The organism is Pseudomonas sp. MOIL14HWK12:I1 (assembly GCF_000510705.1).
Classification (GTDB): Bacteria; Pseudomonadota; Gammaproteobacteria; order Pseudomonadales; family Pseudomonadaceae; genus Chryseomonas; species Chryseomonas oryzihabitans.
Genome location: NZ_KI783308.1, coordinates 288,051 through 309,025 on the forward strand (window position 1 = coordinate 288,051; position 20,975 = coordinate 309,025).

Sequence of the window (20,975 nt, forward strand, 5' to 3'; positions counted from 1 at the left end):
TGGAATAAAAGGGACTCATGAAACGCCTGCTGCTACCTGCGGTAATAGCCGCGCTGATGATCGGCGAGGTACACGCCGAGTCCTTCACCATCTCCGATATCCGCGTCAACGGACTGCAACGAGTATCGTCCGGCAGCGTCTTCGGTGCCCTGCCGCTCAACGTCGGCGAATCCGTCGACGACAACAAGTTGGCCGAAGCCTCCCGCTCGCTCTTCCGTACCGGATTCTTCCAGGACATCCAGCTGGGTCGTGACGGCAACGTCCTGGTCGTGAACCTGGTCGAGCGTCCCTCCATTTCCAGCATCACCCTGGAAGGCAACAAGGCGATCTCCAGCGACGACCTGATGAAGGGTCTCAAGCAGGCCGGTCTCGCCGAAGGCGAGATCTTCCAGCGCGCGACGCTGGAAGGCGTGCGCAACGAACTGCTGCGCCAGTACGTCGCCCAGGGTCGCTACTCCGCCAGCATCGACGCCGAGGTGGTGCCGCAGCCCCGTAATCGGGTGCAGCTGAAGATCACCATCAACGAAGGCGAGGTGGCGACCATCTCCCACGTCAACGTGGTGGGCAACACGGTCTTCGCCGAGGATGACCTGACCTCGCTGTTCGAGCTCAAGCCGAGCAACTGGCTGTCGTTCTTCCGCAACGATGACAAGTACTCCCGGGAAAAGTTGGCGGGTGACCTCGAGCGCCTGCGCTCCTATTACCTGGACCGCGGCTATATCAACATGGACATCACCTCGACCCAGGTGTCCATTACGCCCGACAAGAAGCACGTCTACATCACGGTCAATGTCAACGAAGGGCAGAAGTACACCGTTCGTGAAGTCAAGCTGTCCGGCGACCTCAAGGTGCCGGAGGAAGAGCTGCGCAAACTGATGCTGGTCCAGCCGGGCCAGGTCTTCTCGCGCAAGGTCATGACCAGCACCTCGGACCTGATCACCCGCCGGCTGGGCAACGAAGGCTATACCTTCGCCAACGTCAACGGCCTGCCCGAGCCCCATGACGACGACCACAGCGTGTCCCTCACCTATATGGTCGATCCGGGCAAGCGTGCTTACGTCAACCGCATCAACTTCCGCGGCAACACCAAGACCGAGGACGAGGTGCTGCGTCGCGAGATGCGCCAGATGGAGGGCGGTTGGGCCTCCACCTATCTCATCGACCAGTCCAAGACCCGCCTCGAGCGCCTGGGCTACTTCAAGGAAGTCAAGGTCGAGACGCCCCAGGTACCCGGTACCGACGACATGGTCGACGTCAACTACAACGTCGAAGAGCAGCCGTCGGGCTCCATCACCGCCAGCATCGGCTTCGCCCAGAGCGCCGGTCTGATCCTGGGTGGCTCCATCAGCCAGAACAACTTCCTGGGTACCGGCAACCAGGTCAGCATCGGTCTGACCCGTTCCCAGTACCAGAGCCGCTACAACTTCAGCTTCACCGATCCCTACTTCACGCCGGATGGCGTGAGCTTGGGCTACAACATCTTCTATCGCAGCACCGACTACAGCAAACTGTACGACAGTGACGTCTCCTACTACTCGATCAACAGCCTGGGTACCGGTGTCACCCTGGGCTATCCGATCAGCGAGACCTCGCGCCTGACCTATGGTCTGAGCGTGCAGAAAGACGAGATCAATCCGGGTACCTACAGCGCCGACGAGATCTATGATTTCGTCCAGCGCGAGGGGGACAATTTCACCAACTTCAAGGCCAGCATCGGCTGGTCGAGCTCGACGCTGAACCGTGGCGTCCTGCCGACCCGTGGGGCCTCCCAGAGCCTGACCGGCCAGATCACCATCCCGGGCAGCGACCTGAGCTTCTACAAGCTCGACTATCGCGGCCAGCTGTTCACCCCGCTGACCGACAATACGGCGCTGCGCTTCCATACCGAGCTGGGTTACGGCGACGGCTATGGCAGCACCGATGGCCTGCCGTTCTACGAGAACTACTACGCCGGTGGCTTCAACTCGGTACGGGGTTTCGAGGATAGCAGCCTGGGTCCGCGGACCACGCCGCCCAGTCCGAGTCCGAGATATGCCGATCAAGGCCAGGGCTATCGTGATCGTGACAACGACGAAGCCTTCGGTGGCAATGTCCTGATTACCGGCGGTGTGGAATACCTGTTCCCCTTGCCCTTCGTGAAGGACCAGAAGTCCCTGCGTACCGTGCTGTTCTGGGACGTGGGCAATGTGTTCAGCACCAAGTGCTACCTGAGCAGCACGCAGAATTGCGGCGACGTCAGCTTCTCCAATATGGCCAGTTCCGTCGGCGTCGGTGTGACCTGGGTTACCGCCCTCGGTCCGCTGAGCTTCAGCCTGGGCGTGCCGGTCAAGAAGCCGAGCAACTCCGATCCGCAGGTCTTCCAGTTCTCGCTGGGTCAGACGTTCTGACCCAGGCTACACCTTTGCGCTTTACGCAGGAGTCAACTGTGCACAAGTACACCCGTTACGCTCTGTTCGCTGCCGTTCTCGTCGCCGCTCCGGTGTTCGCCGATACCAAGATCGCTGTCCTGAACTACCAGATGGCCCTGCTGGAATCCGACGCCGCCAAGAAGTACGCGGTGGATTCCGAGAAGAAGTTCGGTCCCCAGCTGAACAAGCTCAAGGGTCTGGAAAGCTCCGCCAAGGACATCCAGGACAAGCTCAACAAGGGCGGTGACAAGATGGCCCAGGCCGAGCGCACCCGCCTGGAGAACGACTTCCGCCAGAAGGCCCGTGACTTCCAGTTCCAGTCCAAGGAACTCAACGACGCCAAGGCGGCCTCGGATCGCGACATGCTCAAGCTGCTCAAGCCGCGCCTGGACAAGGCCGTGGAAGAGGTGCTGAAAAAGGGTGATTACGATCTGGTGCTGGAGCGTGGCGCCGTGGTGGACGTGAAGCCGCAGTTCGACATCACGCGCCAGGTCATCGAGCGCATGAACGCGGGTCGTTGATGAGCCATAGCACCTTTACGCTGGGCGAACTGGCGCAGTGGCTGGAAAGCCGCCAGTTGACCGTGGAGTTACGCGGTTCGTCCGAGCGCCTGGTGACCGGTCTGGCTACCCTGCCCGAGGCCGGTCCTGAGCAGTTGAGTTTTCTCGCCAATCCGCAGTACCGCCGCTACCTGGCCGACACCCAGGCCGGGGCCGTGCTGCTGACGGAAAAGGACGCCGACGGCTACGCCGGTGACGCCCTGATCCTGGTGAATCCCTATCTGGCCTATGCGCGCCTTTCCCATCTGTTCGATCGCAAGCCGCGCAGCGCAGCCGGTATCCATCCCACCGCGCTGGTCGCGGCGGATGCCCAGGTCGATCCGACGGCGGCCATTGGTCCCTACGTGGTGATCGAGGCCCAGGCGCGCATCGGCGCCGGTGTCAGTCTGGGCGCCCACTGCGTGGTGGGTGCGCGCAGCGTCATCGGTGCCGACAGCTGGCTGGCACCGCGGGTCACGCTCTATCATGACGTGACCATCGGCGAGCGTGCCGTGGTGCAATCGGGTGCCGTGATCGGCGCCGAGGGCTTCGGCTTCGCCAACGAGCGCGGCCAGTGGCAGAAGATCGCCCAGCTGGGTGGCGTACTGATCGGCGACGACGTCGAGATCGGCGCCAACACCACCATCGACCGAGGCGCCCTGGCGAACACGGTCATCAGCAATGGCGTGAAGCTCGACAACCAGATCATGATCGCGCACAACGTCCAGGTCGGTGAGCACACCGCCATGGCCGCCTGCGTCGGCATCTCTGGCAGCACCAAGATCGGCAAACACTGCACCATCGCCGGCGGCGTGGGCATGGTCGGTCATATCGAGGTGTGCGACCACGTGTTCGTCACCGGTATGACCATGGTGACCCGCTCGATTACCGAGCCCGGCGCCTATTCCTCCGGTACGGCCATGCAGCCGGCCGGCGAATGGAAGAAGAGCGCCGCGCGGATTCGTCACCTCGACGACATGGCCCGCCGTCTGCAACATCTGGAAAAAATCGTTGCTACCGTGACCTCGCGGGATGACGCTGCTTCTGATGCTTGATTCTGCATCGGATGTTTCCCCTTTCTGAACAGGCCTTCCCCGACCATGATGGACATCAACGAGATCCGTGAATATCTCCCGCATCGCTATCCCTTTCTATTGGTGGATCGCGTGCTGGAGCTGGATATCGAAGCCAAGCGCATTCGTGCCTACAAGAACGTCAGCATCAACGAGCCCTTCTTCACCGGCCACTTCCCCCAGCACCCGATCATGCCGGGCGTGCTGATCGTCGAGGCCATGGCCCAGGCTGCCGGCGTGCTCGGCTTCAAGATGATGAATTCCTCGCCGGCCGATGGCACCCTGTACTACTTCGTCGGATCGGATAAGCTGCGGTTTCGCCAGCCGGTGACACCGGGCGATCAGCTGATGCTCGACGCTCGCTTCATCAGCACCAAGCGCGGCATCTGGAAATTCGAATGCCACGCCAGTGTGGACGACAAGCCGGTCTGCTCGGCTGAAATCATCTGTGCGGAACGCAAGCTATGACGTTGATTGACCCCAGGGCTATCGTCGACCCCAAGGCACGGCTCGCCGCCGATGTCCAGGTCGGCCCCTGGTCGATCATCGGACCGGATGTCGAGATTGGCGAGGGGACCGTCATCGGGCCTCACGTCATCCTCAAGGGTCCGACCGTGATCGGGCGTCACAACCGTATCTTCCAGTTCTCGTCGATCGGCGAGGATACGCCCGACCTCAAGTATCAGGGTGAACCGACCCGGCTGCGGATCGGCGATCACAACACCATCCGCGAAGGGGTCACCATCCATCGCGGTACCGTGCAGGATCGGGAAGAGACGACCCTTGGCGATCACAACCTGCTGATGGCCTATGTGCACATCGGCCATGACAGCGTGATCGGCAATCACTGCATCCTGGTCAACAACACGGCCCTCGCCGGGCACGTGCACGTCGACGACTGGGCGATCCTGTCCGGCTATACCCTGGTGCATCAGTTCTGCCGCATCGGCGCCCACAGCTTTTCCGGGATGGGCACGGCCATCGGCAAGGACGTACCGGCCTATGTCACGGTGTTCGGCAATCCGGCCGAAGCCCGCAGCATGAACTTCGAAGGCATGCGCCGCCGGGGTTTCTCGGCCGAAGCCATCAAGGAATTGCGCCGCGCCTACAAGGTGGTCTACCGCCAGGGTCTGACTGTCGATGACGCCCTGCGCGAGCTGGAACCGGTGGCTCAGCAGTTTCCCGAAGTGGCGGTGTTCCGCGATTCCATCCTGAGTGCGACGCGTGGCATCACCCGCTGAGTTCGCCCAGCGCCCTCTGCGTGTGGCGCTGGTGGCGGGAGAGGCCTCGGGTGATCTGCTCGGCGCCGGTCTGATGCAGGCGCTGCGTGCGCAGCATCCGAATATCTTCTTCATGGGCGTGGGCGGTCCGCGGATGGAAGCTGAAGGGCTGGTGTCCGAATTTCCCATGGAGCGTCTGGCGGTCATGGGGCTGGTCGAGGTGCTCGGCCGCCTGCGGGAACTCCTGGGTCGACGCAAGGCGCTGATCAGTCAGTTGCTCGACGCCCGTCCCGATGTCTTCATCGGCATCGACGCCCCGGATTTCGTCCTCGAGATCGAAGCCCAGCTGCATCGCGCCGGCATTCCGGCCGTGCACTATGTCAGTCCCTCGGTCTGGGCCTGGCGACAGAAGCGGGTGCTGAAGATCCGCGACGGCTGCGACCTGATGCTGACCCTGTTTCCCTTCGAGGCGCGTTTCTACGAAGAACAGCAGGTGCCGGTGCGCTTCGTCGGCCATCCACTGGCCGATACCATTCCCCTGGACAGCGACCGCCTGGCCGCCCGGCAGGCCCTGGGCTTGCCGGAAGAGGGGCAGGTCGTCGCCCTGTTGCCGGGCAGTCGCGGCGGTGAAGTAGGGCGCCTGGGTGCGCTGTTCCTCGACGCTGCCGCCCAGTTGCTGGCCGTACGTCCTGGTGTGCGCTTCGTCCTGCCCTGTGCCAATGCCGCGCGGCGGGCCCAGGTGGAGCAGTTGCTGGAAGGCCGGCCGCCGCTGCCGCTGCTGCTGACCGATGGGCGTTCCCATGAGGTGCTGGCCGCCTGTGATGGCGTGCTGATCGCCTCGGGCACCGCGACCCTGGAGACGCTGCTGTTCAAGAGACCCATGGTGGTGGCCTATCGGGTGGCCCCGCTGACCTATCTGATCCTCAAGCAGCTGGTGAAGAGTCCCTACATCTCGCTGCCCAACCTCCTGGCCGGGCGCAAGCTGGTGCCCGAGCTGATCCAGCACGAGGCGACGCCGGAGCGGCTGGTGGCCGAACTCCTGCCGCTGCTGGAGCAGCCGCAGCAGCAGACCGACAGCTTCGCCGCCATTCATCACAGCCTGAGGCGCGATGCCTCGGTCCAGGCGGCCGCTGCCGTGCTGGATCTCCTGCGGCAGCGTGGCTGATGCAACTGGGCTTGGATTTCAACCTGGTCGAGGCGCTGGTCGCCGGGGTCGACGAAGTCGGTCGCGGTCCGCTGTGCGGCGCCGTGGTCACCGCCGCGGTGATCCTCGATCCGGGCAAGCCCATCCTCGGCCTGAACGATTCGAAGAAGCTGTCGCTGGCGCGCCGCGAAGCCCTGTTCGACGAGATCCAGGAAAAGGCCCTGGCCTGGTGCGTGGCCCGCGCCGAGGTCGCCGAGATCGACCGGCTGAACATCCTGCACGCCACCATGCTGGCCATGCAGCGCGCGGTGGAAGGCCTCCAGGTGCAGCCGCGGCTGGCCCTGATCGATGGCAATCGCTGTCCCAAGCTGGCGGTGCCTAGTGCGCCGGTAGTGAAGGGCGACAGCCAGGTCCCGGCGATCGCCGCGGCGTCCATCCTGGCCAAGGTGACCCGCGATCGCGAGATGCAGGTGCTGGATGCCCTCTATCCGGGCTATGGCCTGGCCGGGCACAAGGGCTATCCCACCGCCGAACATCTCGACGCGCTCCGGCGCCTGGGGCCCACGCCCATTCACCGGCGCTCCTTCGCGCCGGTGCGCGATGCCTGGCACGCCCTCGAGACCCAGGCCTCCACCCAGATCATCGCCACCTACTGACGGCCGTCGCGGCGTTCTGACCCCGGGTCGACAATCCAGTACAATCTCGCGCCTCATGCATCAAGGGGTCTCTGCCATGTCCGCATCCTTCGTCCACCTGCGTCTCCACACGGAATACTCCCTGGTCGACGGGATCGTGCGGGTGAAGGGGCTGGTCAAGGCTGCCGAAGCCGCCGGGATGCCGGCCGTGGCGGTGACAGACCAGGGCAACCTCTGTTCGCTGGTCAAGTTCTACAAGGCGGCCATGGGCGCCGGGATAAAGCCCATCGCCGGCGCCGACATCTGGCTGGCCGGCCGCGAAGGCGACGCGCCCCTGAGCCGCATGACCCTGCTGGTCATGAACGCCAAGGGCTATCGCAACCTCACCGAGTTGCTGTCCCGCGGATTCCAGGAAGGCCAGCAGGACGGTCAGATCGTCATCCAGCGCGACTGGGTGAAGGACGCCAGCGAAGGCCTGATCGCCCTGTCCGGTTCCAAGGAGGGTGAGATCGGCCTGGCGCTGCTCGAAGGCGACCTGGCGCTGGCCGATCAGCTGTTCGAGGAATGGCAGCAGGTCTTCCAGGATCGCTTCTATCTGGAGGTGCAGCGCACCGAGCGAGTCGGTGACGAAGAGCACCTGCATGCCGCCGTGGCCCTGGCCGATCGCTGCGGGGGCGCCCTGGTGGCGACCAACGATGTGCGCTTTCTCAAGGCCGAGGACTTCGAGGCCCACGAGACCCGCGTCTGCATCGGCGAGGGCCGGCCGCTGGACGATCCCCGGCGCGAGCGCAAGTACAGCGACCAGCAGTACCTGAAGTCGGCGGCCGAGATGGCCGAGCTGTTCAGCGACCTGCCCGAGGCGCTGGAAAACACCGTCGAGATCGCCAAGCGCTGCAACATCGAGATCCAGCTGGGCAAGTACTTCCTGCCCAACTTCCCGATCCCCAACGGGATGACCATCAACGACTACTTGCGCCACGTCTCCTTCGAGGGCCTGGAAGAGCGCCTGGCCGTGCTCTGGCCGCGCGAGACCACGCCCAACTACGAAGAGAAACGCCAGGAGTACGTCGACCGGCTCAACTTCGAGCTCGACATCATCATCCAGATGGGCTTCCCCGGTTACTTCCTCATCGTGATGGACTTCATCAAGTGGGCGAAGAACAACGGCGTGCCGGTCGGCCCCGGCCGGGGCTCGGGTGCCGGCTCCCTGGTCGCCTACGTACTCAAGATCACCGACCTCGATCCGCTGGCCTATGACCTGCTGTTCGAGCGCTTCCTCAACCCCGAACGGATCTCCATGCCCGACTTCGACGTCGACTTCTGCATGGACGGTCGCGACCGGGTGATCGAATACGTGGCCGACCTGTACGGCCGCGAGGCGGTGAGCCAGATCATCACCTTCGGCACCATGGCCGCCAAGGCGGTGGTGCGCGACGTGGCGCGGGTGCAGGGCAAGTCCTATGGCCTGGCCGATCGCCTGTCGAAGATGATCCCCTTCGAAGTGGGCATGACCCTGCAGAAAGCCTTCGAGCAGGAGGAGCCGCTGCGCGATTTCCTGGCGACCGACGAGGACGCCAAGGAAATCTGGGACATGGCCTTGAAGCTCGAGGGCATCACCCGGGGTACCGGCAAGCACGCCGGTGGTGTGGTGATCGCGCCGACCAAGTTGACCGATTTCTCGCCCATCGCCTGCGATGAGGACGGCAATGGCCTGGTGACCCAGTTCGACAAGGACGATGTCGAACAGGCCGGTCTGGTCAAGTTCGACTTCCTCGGTCTGCGCACCCTGACCATCATCAAGTGGGCGCTGGAGACCATCAATCGCACGGAAGTGGAGGAGGGGCGCGAGCCGCTCAACATCGACTTCATCCCGCTGGACGACAAGCCGACCTATGCCCTGCTGCAGAAGGCCGAGACCACCGCCGTCTTCCAGCTGGAATCCCGCGGCATGAAGGAGCTGATCAAGAAGCTCAAGCCGGACTGCCTGGAAGACCTCATTGCTCTGGTGGCGCTGTTCCGCCCCGGTCCGCTGCAGTCGGGCATGGTGGACGACTTCATCAACCGCAAGCACGGCCGCGCCGAGCTGGCCTATCCGCATCCGGACTACCAGTACGACGGCCTGCAGCCGGTGCTGGCGCCCACCTACGGCATCATCCTCTACCAGGAACAGGTGATGCAGATCGCCCAGGTCATGGGCGGCTACACCCTCGGCCAGGCCGACATGCTGCGCCGCGCCATGGGCAAGAAGAAGCCCGAGGAGATGGCCAAGCAGCGCGGCGGCTTCATCGAAGGCTGCGCCAACAACGGCATCGATGCGGACCTGGCCGGCAACATCTTCGACCTGGTGGAAAAATTCGCCGGCTACGGCTTCAACAAGTCGCACTCGGCGGCCTATGGTCTGGTGTCCTACCAGACCGCCTGGCTGAAGACCCACTATCCGGCGCCCTTCATGGCCGCGGTGCTGTCGGCGGACATGCACAACACCGACAAGGTGGTGATCCTCATCGAGGAATGCCGCCACATGAAGCTGCGCATCGACACGCCGGACGTGAACATTTCCGAGTTCAAGTTCACCGTCAACGACGGCGGGCGCATCGTCTACGGCCTGGGGGCGATCAAGGGTGTCGGTGAGGGCCCGGTGGAGGCCATCGTCGAGGCGCGGGCCGAAGGCCTCTTCAAGGACCTCTTCGACTTCTGCGCGCGGGTGGACCTCAAGCGCATCAACAAGCGCACCCTGGAAGCCCTGATCCGCTCCGGTGCCCTGGATCGCCTGGGTCCGCACTACCATGACGAGCTCAAGGCCTATCAGGCGACCATCGACCAGAATCGCGCCGTGCTGCTGGCCGCCATGGAGGAGGCCATCGCCTCGGCCGAACAGACCGCCCGCAGCCACAACAGCGGCCATGTCGATCTCTTCGGTGGCGTCTTCGCCGAGCCCGAGGCCGACGTCTATGCCAACCACCGGCGCGCCCGCGAGCTCAATCTCAAGGAGCGCCTGCGCGGGGAAAAGGAAACCCTGGGGCTGTACCTGACCGGTCACCCCATCGAGGAATACGAAGGTGAGGTGCGCCGGCTGGCGCGCCAGCGCATCGTCGACCTCAAGCCGTCGCGCGAAACCCAGACCGTGGCCGGGCTGATCGTCAATCTGCGGGTGATGAAGAACAAGCGCGGCGACAAGATGGGCTTCGTTACCCTGGACGACAGGTCCGGGCGCATCGAGGCCTCGCTGTTCGCCGAAGCCTTCAACGCCGCCCAGGCGCTCTTGCAGACCGACGCCCTGGTGATCGTCGAGGGTGAGGTCAGCCAGGACGATTTCTCCGGTGGCCTGCGCCTGCGTGCCAAGCGCGTGCTGGGTCTGGAAGAGGCCCGTACCGCGCTGGCGGAAAGCCTGAGGATCGCGGTGCGCAGCGAGGCACTGGCCGGCGACCGGCTGCGCTGGCTGGGCGAGTTGTGCGGCCGTCATCGCGGCGCCTGTCCGGTCACCATCGACTACCAGGGCCCCACCGCGCGGGCGCTGCTGCAGTTTGGCGAGAACTACCGGATCGACCCGGCCGATGGCCTGATTCAAACCCTGCGTGACCAGTTCGGCAGGGAGAACGTCTTTCTGAACTATCGTTAAGTCCGAGCGCCTCGTGCGCTTCGTCCCAACCCTCGCCAGCGGCGGGCGCCGGTGACGTGGCAGGAGTCTCGACCTGTCCCGTCCGATCCCTTAAGGTAGGCGCCCCGGCCCTTGGCTCTAGATTGCACTAACGGATGCCCATGAACCCGAACTATCTCGATTTCGAACAGCCCATCGCCGATCTCCAGGCCAAGATCGAAGAACTTCGACTGGTCGGTAACGACAATGCGCTGAACATCAGTGACGAGATCGCCCGGTTGCAGGAGAAGAGCCAGGCGCTCACCAAGAGCATCTTCAGCGACCTGTCCAGCTGGCAGGTGGCTCGTCTGGCGCGTCATCCGCTGCGTCCCTACACCCTCGACTACATCAACTACCTGTTCAGCGATTTCGAAGAGCTGCACGGCGACCGCCACTTCGCCGACGATCCGGCCATCGTCGGTGGCATCGCCCGCCTGGAAGGCCGTTCGGTGATGATCATCGGCCACCAGAAAGGCCGTGAAGTCCGCGAGAAGGTCCGCCGCAACTTCGGCATGCCGCGTCCGGAAGGCTATCGCAAGGCCTGCCGCCTGATGGAAATGGCCGAGCGCTTCAAGATGCCGATCCTGACCTTCATCGATACCCCCGGCGCCTACCCGGGCATCGACGCCGAAGAGCGTGGCCAGAGCGAGGCCATCGCCTGGAACCTGCGCGTCATGGCGCGCCTGAAGACCCCCATCATCGCCACCGTGATCGGCGAGGGTGGTTCCGGTGGCGCCCTGGCCATTGGCGTCTGCGACCAGCTCAACATGCTGCAGCACTCCACCTACTCGGTGATCTCGCCGGAAGGTTGCGCCTCCATTCTCTGGAAGACCGCCGAGAAGGCGCCCGATGCCGCCGAGGCCATGGGCATCACCGCCGAGCGACTGAAGAGCCTGAACATCGTCGACCAGGTGATCGACGAGCCCCTGGGTGGCGCGCACCGCGATCCCCAGGCCATGGCCAACAGCCTGCGCACCGCGCTGCTGGAACAGCTGGACGAACTCAAGGGCTACGACATGCCGGCGCTGCTGGAGCGTCGCTACGAGCGCCTGATGAGCTACGGCATCGCCTGATCCCGCCCCTATGAGTCTGCTGGATCGGCTGCGCGCCCGCCTGGAGCGGCAGCCGCCTACCCGTCACTGGCGGGTGGGCTTTTCCGGCGGACTCGATTCCACCGTTCTCCTGCATCTCCTCGCGCAGCTGCGCGAACAGGGGTTGCTGGCCGATCTGCAGGCGGTGCATGTGCACCATGGTCTGCAAGCTGCGGCGGATGCCTGGGGCTCGCACTGCGCCCGGGTCTGCCAGAGGCTGGCCATTCCTCTCGATATCCTGCACGTCCACATCGATGGCGCCGCCAGTCTCGAAAGGGCTGCCCGCGAGGCACGCTATGCCGCCTTCGTCCGGGTACTGCCCAGGGAAGGCTGCCTGGTGCTGGGCCAGCATCGCGACGATCAGCTGGAGACCCTGCTGCAGCGGCTGGTGCGCGGTGCGGGGGTCAAGGGCCTGGCCGGCATGCCCGAGACCCGTTCCTTGGCCGACGGTCGGCTCTGGCGGCCCTTGTTGGACGAGCCGCGGCGCGCGCTGCTGGCCTATGCCGAAGCCGAGGGGCTGGACTGGATCGAGGATCCCAGCAATGCCGATACCCGGCTGGATCGCAATTACCTGAGGCACCAGGTGCTGCCGCGGCTACGCGACCGCTGGCCGGGCGTCGATCAGGTCATGGCGCGCAGTGCCCGGCATCTGGCCGAAGCCGACGAATTGCTTGGTGAACTGGCCAGCCTGGATCTGCAGCAGGCCCGGCGGGCCGAACAGCCTTTCCCCTGGATTCCCTTGCCCAGTCTGGCCCTGGCGCCCTTGCAGTCCCTGAGCGAGGCACGCCAGCGCAATGCCCTGCGGTTCTGGCTGGACAGCTTCACCCGCCAGCCCGACAGCGCCCACTGGGCCGGTTGGCAGGCATTGCGCGAGGCGGGCGAGGCCGGCGATCCGGTCTGGCGTCTCGAAGGTGGCAGTCTGCGCCGGGGGGCAGGGCGGATCTGGTGGGTGCCCGCGGCCTGGCAGGTCGCGCCGTCACCCCGGGCCATTAACGGGCAGGAAACCACCCTGGAACTCCAGGGGAATGGTCGCCTGCGATTCAGCGTACCGGTCGTCGCATCCGGCTGGAGAATCGGCTATCGCCAGGGTGGCGAGCGGCTGGTCGTACCGGGTCGCGGCAGCCGCGATCTCAAGCGTTTGCTCAACGAGCAGGGGGTGCCGCCGTTCCTGCGCGGCCGATTGCCGCTGCTCTGGCGCGGCGACGAACTGCTGGCGGTGGCCAACCTGCCCGGTCTGGATGGGCTGCCGGGGGGAGGGCGGCTTGAGTGGCAGCCCGCAGACGGCATGGGCGGGTTTGAGCTGGGATGACCTTTAGGCTAGACTACGCTCCCGTCTTATATCGCATTTTCCGCTCGCCCCGAGTGGATGGTGTGCATTGGTCCGGCGCCAGGCCGACCGCTCTCGCTTTCATCGGCGGCTCTCCGCCTCAACGCAGATTCTAGGAATTTTCATGACGCGCTTTATTTTCGTCACGGGCGGTGTTGTTTCTTCTTTGGGGAAAGGCATCGCCTCGGCCTCCCTGGGCGCCATTCTGGAAGCGAGAGGGCTGAAGGTCACCATGCTCAAGCTGGATCCCTACATCAACGTGGATCCCGGCACCATGAGCCCCTTCCAGCACGGCGAGGTGTTCGTCACCCATGACGGCGCCGAGACCGATCTGGACCTGGGTCACTACGAGCGCTTCATCCGCACCACCGTGACCCAGAACAACAACTTCACCACCGGTCGCATCTACATGGACGTCCTGCGCAAGGAGCGTCGTGGCGACTACCTGGGCGCCACCGTGCAGGTGATCCCGCACATCACCGACGAGATCAAGAGACGCATCATCAAGGGCGCCGGCGATGCCGACGTAGCCCTGGTGGAGATCGGCGGCACCGTCGGTGACATCGAGTCGCAGCCCTTCCTCGAAGCCATCCGCCAGCTGCGGGTGGAGATCGGCGCGCGCCGTGCCATGCTGATGCACCTGACCCTGGTCCCCTACATCGCCACCGCCGGCGAGACCAAGACCAAGCCGACCCAGCATTCGGTCAAGGAACTGCGCTCCATCGGCCTGCAGCCCGATGTGCTGATCTGCCGTTCCGACCACACCGTCGACAGCTCTTCCCGCCGCAAGATCGCGCTCTTCACCAACGTCGAAGAGCGCGCGGTCATCTCCCTGGAAGACGTCGACACCATCTACCGCATTCCCTCCGTGCTGCACGCCCAGGGCCTTGACGAATTCGTCGTCGAGCGCTTCGGCCTGGAGTGCAAGCCGGCCGATCTGTCCGAGTGGGATCGCGTGGTGGACGCCAAGCTCAACCCCGAGCAGGAAGTCACCATCGCCATGGTCGGTAAGTACATGGAGCTGCTCGACGCCTACAAGTCGCTGATCGAGGCCATGACCCACGCCGGTATCCAGAGCCGCACCAAGGTCAACCTGCGCTATATCGACTCCGAGCACATCGAGCAGCAGGGCACCCATCTGCTCAAGGGCGTCGATGCCATCCTGGTGCCCGGCGGCTTCGGCCTGCGCGGCGTGGAAGGCAAGATCGCCACCGTGCAGTACGCCCGCGAGAACAAGATCCCCTACCTGGGCATCTGCCTGGGCATGCAGGTGGCGGTCATCGAATTCGCCCGTAACGTGCTGGGCTGGAAAGACGCCAACTCCACCGAATTCGACAAGGCCAGCGGCCACCCGGTGGTCGGCCTGATCACCGAATGGCAGGATTCCACCGGCGCCACCGAGATCCGTACCGAAGGCTCCGACCTAGGCGGCACCATGCGCCTGGGCGCCCAGGAGTGCCAGCTGATCGGCGGTACCCAGGTGCACGACTGCTATGGCCAGGACGTCATCGTCGAGCGCCACCGTCACCGCTACGAGGTCAACAACAACCTCCTGCCGCAGATCGAGGCCGCCGGCCTGAAGATCTCCGGTCGCTCGGGCGACGGCGCCCTGGTCGAAGTGGTGGAAGCCCCGGATCATCCCTGGTTCGTCGCCTGCCAGTTCCACCCGGAGTTCACCTCCACCCCGCGTGACGGCCATCCGCTGTTCAGCGGCTTCGTCAACGCCGCCCTGCGTTACGCCAAGAAGGATTGATCATGACCGCTCAGAAGATCGTCCGCGTCGGCAGCATCGAGATCGCCAACGACAAGCCCTTCGTGCTGTTCGGCGGCATGAACGTGCTGGAATCTCGCGACCTGGCCATGCAGGTGTGCGAGCAATACGTCAAGGTGACCGAGAAGCTGGGCATCCCCTACGTCTTCAAGGCCAGCTTCGACAAGGCCAACCGCTCCTCCGTGACCAGCTATCGCGGTCCGGGCATGGAAGCCGGCCTGCGCATCTTCGAAGAGCTCAAGGCCACCTTCGGCATGCCGGTGATCACCGACGTCCACGAGCCCTACCAAGCGGCGCCAGTGGCGGCGGTGTGCGACATCATCCAGCTGCCGGCCTTCCTCTCGCGGCAGACCGATCTGGTGGTGGCCATGGCCAAGACCGACGCCGTGATCAACATCAAGAAGGCGCAATTCCTCGCGCCCCAGGAGATGAAGCACATCCTCGCCAAGTGCGAAGAAGCCGGCAACGACCAGCTGATCCTCTGCGAGCGGGGCTCCTCCTTCGGCTACAACAACCTGGTGGTCGACATGCTCGGCTTCGGCATCATGAAGAGCTTCGGCTACCCGGTGTTCTTCGATGTCACCCATGCCCTGCAGATGCCGGGCGGGCGTGCCGATTCCGCCGGCGGCCGCCGCGCCCAGGTCACCGACCTGGCCAAGGCCGGCATGAGCCAGGGCCTGGCCGGTCTGTTCCTCGAAGCCCATCCGGATCCCGAACATGCCAAGTGCGACGGCCCCTGTGCCCTGCGCCTGGACAAGCTGGAGCCCTTCCTGGCCCAGCTCAAGGCGCTGGACGAGCTGGTGAAGTCGTTCACGCCGATCGAAACTGCCTAAGCGGCGGCTGAACCAAAAGGCCCAGGCGCAGCCGAAGGCTGATCCGTCAATGACCGGTAACATGGAGATCGATACAAAAATGGCTAACATCGTCGACATCAAGGGACGTGAGGTCCTGGATTCCCGCGGCAACCCCACCGTTGAAGCGGACGTGATCCTGGACAATGGTATCGTCGGTCGCGCCACCGCGCCGTCCGGCGCGTCCACCGGTTCGCGCGAGGCACTGGAGCTGCGCGACGGCGACAAGAGCCGTTACCTGGGCAAGGGCGTCCTGAAGGCCGTGGGCAACATCAACGGCCCGATCCGTGACCTGCTGCTGGGCAAGGATCCGAGCGACCAGAAGGCCCTGGACCGCGCGATGATCGAGCTGGACGGTACCGACAACAAGGCCAAGCTGGGCGCCAACGCCATCCTGGCCGTGTCCCTGGCGGCCGCCAAGGCCGCTGCCGAAGACCAGGACCTGCCGCTCTACGCCCACATCGCCAACCTGAACGGCACCCCCGGTCAGTACTCCATGCCGGTGCCGATGATGAACATCATCAACGGCGGCGAGCATGCCGACAACAACGTCGACATTCAGGAATTCATGGTCCAGCCGGTCGGCGCCAAGAGCTTTGCCGACGCCCTGCGCGTGGGTGCTGAGATCTTCCATCACCTCAAAGCCGTGCTCAAGGCCCGTGGCCTGAGCACCTCCGTGGGTGACGAAGGCGGCTTCGCGCCGAACCTGGCCTCCAACGCCGACGCCCTGGCCGCCATCGCCGAAGCGGTTAAGAATGCCGGTTACGAGCTGGGCACCGACGTGACCCTGGCTCTGGACTGCGCCTCCAGCGAGTTCTACAAGGACGGCCAGTACGACCTGTCCGGCGAGGGCAAGGCCTTCGACGCCAACGGTTTCGCCGACTACCTGGCCGGGCTGACCGAGCAGTTCCCGATCATCTCCATCGAAGACGGCATGGACGAGTCCGACTGGGCCGGTTGGAAGGCCCTGACCGACAAGATCGGCAGCAAGGTGCAGCTGGTGGGCGACGACCTGTTCGTCACCAACACCAAGATCCTCAAGGAAGGCATCGAGAAGGGCATCGGTAACTCGATCCTGATCAAGTTCAACCAGATCGGCTCCCTGACCGAGACCCTGGAAGCCATCCAGATGGCCAAGGCCGCCGGCTACACCGCGGTGATCTCCCACCGCAGCGGCGAGACCGAAGACTCCACCATCGCCGACCTGGCCGTGGGCACCGCCGCCGGTCAGATCAAGACCGGTTCGCTGTGCCGTTCCGATCGCGTCTCCAAGTACAACCAGCTGCTGCGCATCGAAGAGCAGCTGGGTGCCAAGGCGCCTTACCGCGGTCGTGCCGAGTTCCGCAGCTAAGGGTTGCGCGACCGGGGAGGCGATGACAGAGATCGTCGCCTTCCGCCACGTCCGACGGACCACAGGATAGATGCCCAGTTTACAAGCGTAGAGCCGGGCTTCTATCCTGTTTTCGTCTCTGCCGCCGCCTTTGCGGCATCCGCCGTCCGCGAATCCGTTATCTCCCATGCGAAGTCCCTACTGGCTGTTCCCCTTCCTGCTCCTGCTGCTTGGCGGTCTTCAGTATCGCCTGTGGGTCGGTGATGGCAGCTTCGCCCAGGTGCGTGAACTCAAGCAGCAGATCGCCGACCAGAATGGTGAGAACAAGCGCCTGCTGGAGCGCAACGAGATCCTCGAAGCCGAGGTCGTCGAGCTCAAGAAAGGCATGGAGACCGTCGAGGAGCGTGCCCGCCACGAACTCGGCATGGTCAAACAAGGCGAAACCCTTTTCCTGCAATCCAAATAATGTCCCTTCTGCCTTCCTTCTGGGCGGTCATTCCCGCCGCGGGCGTGGGTGCGCGGATGCGTGCCGACCGACCCAAGCAATACCTCGACCTGTGCGGCCGCAGCCTGCTGGAGCGCACCCTCGACTGTTTTCTCGACCATCCGCGCCTGCGCGGCCTGGCGGTGAGCCTGGCGGCGGAAGATCCCTGGTGGCCGACGCTGGCCTGTGCCCGCGACGCCCGCATCCTGCGCGCCCCGGGCGGTCGTGAGCGCGCCGACTCGGTGCTGGGTGGCCTGCTGCTGCTGAGCGAGCAGGGCGCCAACGATGGCGACTGGGTGCTGGTGCACGATGCTGCCCGGCCCAATCTCTGCCGCGCCGATCTGGATCGGCTACTGGCCGAACTGGCCCAGGACCCGGTGGGTGGTCTCTTGGGCGTGCCGGCGCGGGATACCCTCAAGCGCGTTGGCCGCGATGGCCGGGTGAGCGAAACCGTCGACCGCAGCCAGGTCTGGCTGGCCTATACGCCGCAGATGTTCCGCCTCGGTGCGCTGCGAGACGCCCTGAGCGCCGGTCTGGCCGCGGGCGCCGCCATCACCGACGAGGCCTCGGCCATGGAGTGGGCGGGGCATGCGCCGCGCCTGGTCGAAGGCCGGGCGGACAACATCAAGGTCACCACCCCCGAAGACCTGCAGCGACTGCAAAGTGTCTTCGCCGAGGCCTAGCCCTCAGGCCCGCAGCGGAACCTCGATGAGAAAGCGGAACAGCGCGCCATGCTGTTCCACCGCCTGGCAATCGTAGCCCTGGCGCCGGGTATCTTCCGGAATGCCGTGGATCGACTGGGCGCAATCGGTGATCACCTCCAGGAGATCGCCAGGCTGCAGGGTCTGCAAGGTCTCCAGGGTGGCGATGGCGTTGTAGGGGCAGTGTTCGCCCCGCAGATTAAGCGACAGCGTCGGCGTCTTGGCGAGCGTCATGGACAGGCTTCCGGGAGCGAGTGAAACGGCGGGCGTTGAGTTGCACCAGCAGCAGGCAGAGGGCCAGGCCGGCAAAGGTCAGCAGCAGGCCGCTGCCGGGGCCTGCCTGCTGCAGCAGATTGATCCTGGGATAGGGCAGGGCGAGGGCGCTGCCCAGGCGGTCCCAGTAGACCGCCACCAGGGTCCCGCCGATGACGTTGCCCAGGCCCACCACCCAGAAATGCAGCTGGCCTTCCACCGCGCGGTACATCCAGCCGGTCTCGCAGCCACCGGCGAGGACGATGCCGACGCCAAACAGCAGGCCACCGATCACGGCGTTGGGGCCCATCCAGAAGATCTTTGGCGCCATGCCCAGCTGGATGGCGCCAAAGGTGCCGAGGCAGGCCACCGCCATGCCCAGCAGGATGCCGGTCGCCGCCTGGGTGCGGCCGGTGGTCCAGAGGTCGCGGGCGGCGCTGGTGAAGCAGATCTGCGCCCGCTCGATCAGGCCGCCGAAGACCAGGCCGAAAAGGGTAGCCAGACCCAGTACCAGGGAGACCTCGAAGCGCCAGGCGGCGAAGAGCAGCGCCACCACCAGCACGGCGAGACCCAGCCGCGCCTGGCGACGCGCGCGCCGGGCCAGCTGCCCGGCATCGGGCAGGGTGGCGGCGTGGGCGGTGACCTTCAGCGGAATGCGCAGCCAGGGCAGCAGGGTCAGCTTCACGCCAAGCCAGGCGCCGGCCACCGTGGCCAGCATGAAGGCCCAGGCATGCAGCGAGAACATGGGGATGCCGGTAAAGAAGGCCGCCAGGTTGCAACCCATGGCCAGGCGGGCACCGAAGCCCGCGATGATGCCGCCGACCAGGCCCTGGAGCAGCCGGCGGCGACTAGTGGGCCAGCGCAGGCCGACGTTGCCGGCCCAGAGGGCGCAGGCCAGGGCGCCCAGCAGCATGCCGATGATCATGACGCCATCGATGCGATCCAGGGGCGTGCCCTGCAGGCCGATCAGCCGGAAATAGCTCCAGTCCCTTACCGGGACGCCGAACCAGGCCAGCACATGGCCGCCCCAGCGGGTGAATTCGCCAGTCACGGCCCAGAAGGTTCCGGTCAGGGCGAAGTAGTAGGCCGAGGCGACGCCGAGGGCGATCAGCGTGGGCAGGGGCGCCCAGAAGCGCAGCAGATAGCGCTCGCGAAAGGCGGCTAGGGCAGACATGGTGACAACCTTGGCAGGGGCGGATTGGCGCTGAAGTCTAGTTCAAGCGCCAATCCGGTCCAGCGCAGCGGCTAGTAGCGATAGATGGCCGCCACGCCGGTGCCGCCAGGCATCCGCTCGCGCGGCAGGACCAGCACCTCGCCACCTTGCTGCAGGGCCTGGAAGCTGAGTTCGTCCAGCAGGTCGTCGGCATTGGCGCCCTCCGGCTTGGCGGGGACCAGCAGGCGCCGTTCCAGGTCCAGATAGCCCGGGATATGGCGATCGGCTTCCACCAGCAGGGTGTCGACCCGGGCGTCCAGCAGGGCGCCGCCGATGTCTTCCAGGCGATCCGAGGCCAGCCCCTGGCCATGACGCTGGGCGTAGGTATCCAGCAGGTCGTCGAGTCGCTGTTCCATGCGGGGCGCCATCACCGCCCAGGCCCTGGCACGCAGGGCGTCGTTGTCCAGGGGGCCGGGATCACCGGCGATGCCTTCCGGCAAGAGATGGGGGTTCTGGCTCAGGCGGCGAAAGGCGGCCTGGTGCTCCGGCAGCGCGGCCAGCACCAGGGGTAGGCGAGCGGTGTTGCTGTGCACCCGGGTCAGGGCGCGGTCCAGGGCCAGGAAGTAGCGCTCGCGGTCGGCGTCCTGCTCGTCATGCTTGCTGATGCCGCCGGCGTTGTGCTGCATGGAGTCGCCACGCTCGCCGGCCCGGCTGAAGCCCTGGGGTAGGCCGCGCTGGTTGCCTTCGGTCAGCTCGGTGCCAAGGGCGTCTTCCAGGGTGCGCGGCACCCCTTCGCCCAGCTCCACCTCCACCAGGTTGTCGCGGTTGCCTTCGAACAGGTGCGCCTGATTGCGGGTCAGGCACAGCACCTGATAGCGATCCCGCGCCTGGGCCAGGCGCAGCAGCGGCTGCAGCTGGAAGTGGTGATTGACCCGGGCGGTCTCTTCCAGGGGGTCCAGCACCTTGAGCACCCGGAACTGATCGCGGTCGCGCAGGATGGCCAGGCCGCCGCGCGGGTAGTGCCAGAAATCGGCGTTGTCCACCAGGGTCTGCAGCGGCGCCAGCAGCGCGACGTGATCGGCTTCGGGAAAGCGCTCGACGAGATCCGCTTCCAGCTGCCGCAACAGATTCTTGAAGCGGATGACATTCTGCTCACGCTGCGGAAAGGCGCGCTCGGTGGGCATGTAGAGAGACAGGCATGGTGGGGTCGCCTCCTTCATCCAGGTGGCGAGTGCGTGATGATCGAGGGTGTCGTTCATGGGACCTCCGGCTGCAGGAGTCGCCGTGACGCCACCGGCAGGGCGGGGTCAGGACGACCGACACCCTTTCGAAGGCCGCTCGAAAGACCCGGTTCCTCCG

Annotated in this window: 18 protein-coding genes; 15 read left to right on the top strand and 3 right to left on the bottom strand. The window is 65.1% G+C overall.

Going from position 1 to position 20,975, the window contains the following annotated elements; genetic code table 11:
- The first annotated feature begins 17 nt into the window (after positions 1–17).
- The 15 genes from bamA to ispD all read left to right on the top strand — a co-directional run bounded on the left by bamA (position 18) and on the right by ispD (position 18,193).
- Positions 18–2,387, top strand: a complete 2,370-nt coding sequence (gene bamA, locus PSEK12I1_RS0118975) for an outer membrane protein assembly factor BamA (protein WP_027602575.1) — start codon at positions 18–20, stop codon at positions 2,385–2,387.
- 38 nt (positions 2,388–2,425) lie between these two features.
- Positions 2,426–2,929: an OmpH family outer membrane protein gene (locus PSEK12I1_RS0118980; RefSeq protein ID WP_027602576.1), complete on the top strand. Its 504-nt coding sequence runs from the start codon at positions 2,426–2,428 to the stop codon at positions 2,927–2,929.
- Positions 2,929–4,002, top strand: coding sequence for a UDP-3-O-(3-hydroxymyristoyl)glucosamine N-acyltransferase (gene lpxD, locus PSEK12I1_RS0118985; RefSeq protein ID WP_037007208.1), 1,074 nt, complete (start codon positions 2,929–2,931; stop codon positions 4,000–4,002). Before PSEK12I1_RS0118980 ends, lpxD begins: the two co-directional genes overlap by 1 nt.
- Before the next feature lie 45 nt (positions 4,003–4,047).
- Positions 4,048–4,488, top strand: a complete 441-nt coding sequence (fabZ, locus tag PSEK12I1_RS0118990; protein ID WP_007159483.1) for a 3-hydroxyacyl-ACP dehydratase FabZ — start codon at positions 4,048–4,050, stop codon at positions 4,486–4,488.
- Positions 4,485–5,261 (top strand): acyl-ACP--UDP-N-acetylglucosamine O-acyltransferase, encoded by a 777-nt coding sequence (lpxA, locus tag PSEK12I1_RS0118995; protein WP_007159482.1) that lies wholly within the window; start codon positions 4,485–4,487, stop codon positions 5,259–5,261. The genes fabZ and lpxA overlap by 4 nt, the downstream gene beginning before the upstream one ends.
- 16 nt (positions 5,262–5,277) lie before the next feature.
- Positions 5,278–6,405 (top strand): lipid-A-disaccharide synthase, encoded by a 1,128-nt coding sequence (gene lpxB, locus PSEK12I1_RS0119000; RefSeq protein WP_177323768.1) that lies wholly within the window; start codon positions 5,278–5,280, stop codon positions 6,403–6,405.
- Entirely contained in the window at positions 6,405–7,040 is a 636-nt protein-coding gene (gene rnhB / locus PSEK12I1_RS0119005; RefSeq protein ID WP_007159480.1) for a ribonuclease HII, read from the top strand. Before lpxB ends, rnhB begins: the two co-directional genes overlap by 1 nt.
- Positions 7,041–7,116: 76 nt before the next feature.
- The gene (dnaE, locus tag PSEK12I1_RS0119010) at positions 7,117–10,638 is read left to right on the top strand and encodes a DNA polymerase III subunit alpha (RefSeq protein ID WP_027602579.1); all 3,522 of its coding nucleotides are present in this window, start codon (positions 7,117–7,119) and stop codon (positions 10,636–10,638) included.
- A 140-nt stretch (positions 10,639–10,778) separates the two neighbouring features.
- Entirely contained in the window at positions 10,779–11,729 is a 951-nt protein-coding gene (locus PSEK12I1_RS0119015) for an acetyl-CoA carboxylase carboxyltransferase subunit alpha (RefSeq protein ID WP_027602580.1), read from the top strand.
- 10 nt (positions 11,730–11,739) lie between these two features.
- Positions 11,740–13,056: a tRNA lysidine(34) synthetase TilS gene (gene tilS / locus PSEK12I1_RS0119020; protein ID WP_027602581.1), complete on the top strand. Its 1,317-nt coding sequence runs from the start codon at positions 11,740–11,742 to the stop codon at positions 13,054–13,056.
- 142 nt (positions 13,057–13,198) lie between these two features.
- A complete protein-coding gene (locus PSEK12I1_RS0119025; RefSeq protein WP_007159476.1) occupies positions 13,199–14,827 on the top strand; it encodes a CTP synthase in 1,629 nt (542 codons plus the stop codon).
- A gap of 2 nt (positions 14,828–14,829) precedes the next feature.
- Entirely contained in the window at positions 14,830–15,678 is an 849-nt protein-coding gene (gene kdsA, locus PSEK12I1_RS0119030) for a 3-deoxy-8-phosphooctulonate synthase (RefSeq protein WP_007159475.1), read from the top strand.
- Positions 15,679–15,757: 79 nt separating this feature from the next.
- Entirely contained in the window at positions 15,758–17,047 is a 1,290-nt protein-coding gene (gene eno / locus PSEK12I1_RS0119035) for a phosphopyruvate hydratase (RefSeq protein WP_007159474.1), read from the top strand.
- 166 nt (positions 17,048–17,213) lie between these two features.
- Complete coding sequence (locus PSEK12I1_RS0119040) at positions 17,214–17,492, top strand: septum formation initiator family protein (protein WP_007159473.1); 279 nt, start codon at positions 17,214–17,216, stop codon at positions 17,490–17,492.
- Positions 17,492–18,193 (top strand): 2-C-methyl-D-erythritol 4-phosphate cytidylyltransferase, encoded by a 702-nt coding sequence (gene ispD / locus PSEK12I1_RS0119045; protein WP_027602583.1) that lies wholly within the window; start codon positions 17,492–17,494, stop codon positions 18,191–18,193. The genes PSEK12I1_RS0119040 and ispD overlap by 1 nt, the downstream gene beginning before the upstream one ends.
- A 3-nt stretch (positions 18,194–18,196) precedes the next feature.
- Here ispD and yedF read toward each other — a convergent pair whose 3' ends face one another.
- The 3 genes from yedF to PSEK12I1_RS0119060 all read right to left on the bottom strand — a co-directional run bounded on the left by yedF (position 18,197) and on the right by PSEK12I1_RS0119060 (position 20,875).
- Positions 18,197–18,445: a sulfurtransferase-like selenium metabolism protein YedF gene (yedF, locus tag PSEK12I1_RS0119050; RefSeq protein WP_027602584.1), complete on the bottom strand. Its 249-nt coding sequence runs from the start codon at positions 18,443–18,445 to the stop codon at positions 18,197–18,199.
- Entirely contained in the window at positions 18,411–19,637 is a 1,227-nt protein-coding gene (gene yedE / locus PSEK12I1_RS0119055; protein WP_027602585.1) for a selenium metabolism membrane protein YedE/FdhT, read from the bottom strand. The genes yedF and yedE overlap by 35 nt, the downstream gene beginning before the upstream one ends.
- 71 nt (positions 19,638–19,708) lie before the next feature.
- Positions 19,709–20,875, bottom strand: coding sequence for a hypothetical protein (locus tag PSEK12I1_RS0119060; protein WP_027602586.1), 1,167 nt, complete (start codon positions 20,873–20,875; stop codon positions 19,709–19,711).
- Between the last annotated feature and the right edge of the window lie 100 nt (positions 20,876–20,975).